This window comes from Sporosarcina sp. P32b (assembly GCF_002743335.1).
Taxonomy (GTDB): domain Bacteria; phylum Bacillota; class Bacilli; order Bacillales_A; family Planococcaceae; genus Sporosarcina.
Window position 1 is genome coordinate 1 of the sequence record NZ_PDZB01000047.1, and the last position, 3,280, is coordinate 3,280.

The window sequence follows — 3,280 nt, forward strand, 5'->3', positions numbered from 1 at the left end:
TTCACTCAAAACTGAATAAAAGACATTGGTGTAGTTCAAGTAACTACTTTTTAAAATAGGTTAAGTCCTCGATCGATTAGTATCTGTCAGCTACATACGTCGCCGTACTTACACCCCAGACCTATCCACCTCATCATCTTTGAGGGATCTTACTTACTTGCGTAATGGGAAATCTCATCTTGAAGGGGGCTTCATGCTTAGATGCTTTCAGCATTTATCCCGTCCATACATAGCTACCCAGCGATGCCTTTGGCAAGACAACTGGTACACCAGCGGTATGTCCATCCCGGTCCTCTCGTACTAAGGACAGCTCTCCTCAAATTTCCTGCGCCCGCGACGGATAGGGACCGAACTGTCTCACGACGTTCTGAACCCAGCTCGCGTGCCGCTTTAATGGGCGAACAGCCCAACCCTTGGGACCGACTACAGCCCCAGGATGCGACGAGCCGACATCGAGGTGCCAAACCTCCCCGTCGATGTGGACTCTTGGGGGAGATAAGCCTGTTATCCCCGGGGTAGCTTTTATCCGTTGAGCGATGGCCCTTCCATGCGGAACCACCGGATCACTAAGTCCGTCTTTCGACCCTGCTCGACTTGTAGGTCTCGCAGTCAAGCTTCCTTATGCCTTTGCACTCTGCGAATGATGTCCAACCATTCTGAGGAAACCTTTGAGCGCCTCCGTTACTCTTTAGGAGGCGACCGCCCCAGTCAAACTGTCCACCTGACACTGTCTCCTGCCCGGATCACGGGCAAGGGTTAGAAGTCCAATACAGCCAGGGTAGTATCCCACCAATGCCTCCTCCGAAGCTAGCGCTCCGGAATCCAAGGCTCCTACCTATCCTGTACAGGCTGCACCGGAATTCAATATCAGGCTACAGTAAAGCTCCACGGGGTCTTTCCGTCCTGTCGCGGGTAATGCGCATCTTCACGCATATTATAATTTCACCGAGTCTCTCGTTGAGACAGTGCCCAGATCGTTACGCCTTTCGTGCGGGTCGGAACTTACCCGACAAGGAATTTCGCTACCTTAGGACCGTTATAGTTACGGCCGCCGTTTACTGGGGCTTCAATTCAGAGCTTCGCTTGCGCTAACCCCTCCTCTTAACCTTCCAGCACCGGGCAGGCGTCAGCCCCTATACGTCATCTTACGATTTTGCAGAGACCTGTGTTTTTGCTAAACAGTCGCCTGGGCCTATTCACTGCGGCTCTCTCGGGCTATTCACCCTACCAGAGCACCCCTTCTCCCGAAGTTACGGGGTCATTTTGCCGAGTTCCTTAACGAGAGTTCTCTCGATCACCTTAGGATTCTCTCCTCGCCTACCTGTGTCGGTTTGCGGTACAGGCACCTCCCGCCTCGCTAGAGGCTTTTCTTGGCAGTGTGAAATCAGGGACTCTGGAGATAAATCTCCTCGCCATCACAGCCTAGTGTTATATGAGAACGGGATTTGCCTCGTTCTCCACCTCACTGCTTAGACACACAACCAACTGTGTGCTCACCCTATCCTACTGCGTCCCCCCATTACTCAAACGGCGGGGAGGTGGTACAGGAATATCAACCTGTTGTCCATCGTCTACGCCTATCGGCCTCGACTTAGGTCCTGACTAACCCTGAGCGGACGAGCCTTCCTCAGGAAACCTTGGGCATTCGGTGGAAGGGATTCTCACCCTTCTTTCGCTACTCATACCGGCATTCTCACTTCCAAGCGCTCCACCAGTCCTTCCGGTCTAGCTTCAACGCCCTTGGAACGCTCTCCTACCATTGACCCTAAGGTCAATCCACAGCTTCGGTGATCTGTTTAGCCCCGGTACATTTTCGGCGCAGCGCCACTCGACCAGTGAGCTATTACGCACTCTTTAAATGATGGCTGCTTCTAAGCCAACATCCTGGTTGTCTGGGCAACGCCACATCCTTTTCCACTTAACAGATACTTGGGGACCTTAGCTGGTGGTCTGGGCTGTTTCCCTCTCGACAATGGATCTTATCACCCACTGTCTGACTCCCAAACATAAATCATCGGCATTCGGAGTTTGTCTGAATTCGGTAACCCGGGATGGGCCCCTCGTCCAAACAGTGCTCTACCTCCGAGATTCTTTCGTTTGAGGCTAGCCCTAAAGCTATTTCGGAGAGAACCAGCTATCTCCAGGTTCGATTGGAATTTCACCGCTACCCACACCTCATCCCCGCATTTTTCAACATACGTGGGTTCGGGCCTCCAGTCAGTGTTACCTGACCTTCACCCTGGACATGGGTAGATCACCTGGTTTCGGGTCTACGACCCCATACTGATTCGCCCTATTCAGACTCGCTTTCGCTGCGGCTCCGCTTTCTCAGCTTAACCTTGCATGGAATCGTAACTCGCCGGTTCATTCTACAAAAGGCACGCCATCACCCATTAACGGGCTCTGACAATTTGTAAGCGCACGGTTTCAGGATCTATTTCACTCCCCTTCCGGGGTGCTTTTCACCTTTCCCTCACGGTACTGGTTCACTATCGGTCACTAGGGAGTATTTAGCCTTGGGAGATGGTCCTCCCGGATTCCGACGGAATTTCACGTGTTCCGCCGTACTCAGGATCCACTCTGGAGAGAATGTGCTTTCGACTACGGGGCTATTACCCTGTTTTGCGGATCTTTCCAGATCGCTTCATCTAACACATTCCTTTGTAACTCCGTATAGAGTGTCCTACAACCCCAAGAAGCAAGCTTCTTGGTTTGGGCTCTTCCCGTTTCGCTCGCCGCTACTAAGGGAATCGATGTTTCTTTCTCTTCCTCCGGGTACTTAGATGTTTCAGTTCTCCGGGTGTGCCACGAGTATGCTATGTATTCACATACACGTACTGTCCCATTATGGACAGTGGGTTTCCCCATTCGGAAATCTTCGGATCAAAGCTCACTTACAGCTCCCCGAAGCATATCGGTGTTAGTGCCGTCCTTCATCGGCTCCTAGTGCCAAGGCATCCGCCGTGCGCCCTTTCTAACTTAACCTATAAAAGGTCCAACTTCATCCTAGCGATAGGAATCAGAAGGTTAAAAAGATTGCTTGAATCGCATACATGCGACTCGGTTGATTACTTGATTACTTTCAATGTCGTTTTATCCAGTTTTCAATGAACAAGAAAAAAGTTTTGAACACTCACAAAATGAGCCTTCAAAACTGAACGCAAAACGTTAACGTGATAGATCGAAGATCTATCTTCCGAATGTTTCTTCCATATTTCAGGCAAGAAAACATAATCCTTAGAAAGGAGGTGATCCAGCCGCACCTTCCGATACGGCTACC

The 3,280-nt window shown here is 50.9% G+C and carries 1 rRNA gene; it reads right to left on the reverse strand.

Annotated elements, in window-relative coordinates:
• Positions 1 to 56: 56 nt before the first annotated feature.
• Positions 57 to 2,985 (reverse strand): 23S ribosomal RNA (locus CSV64_RS16330).
• Positions 2,986 to 3,280: the final 295 nt, after the last annotated feature.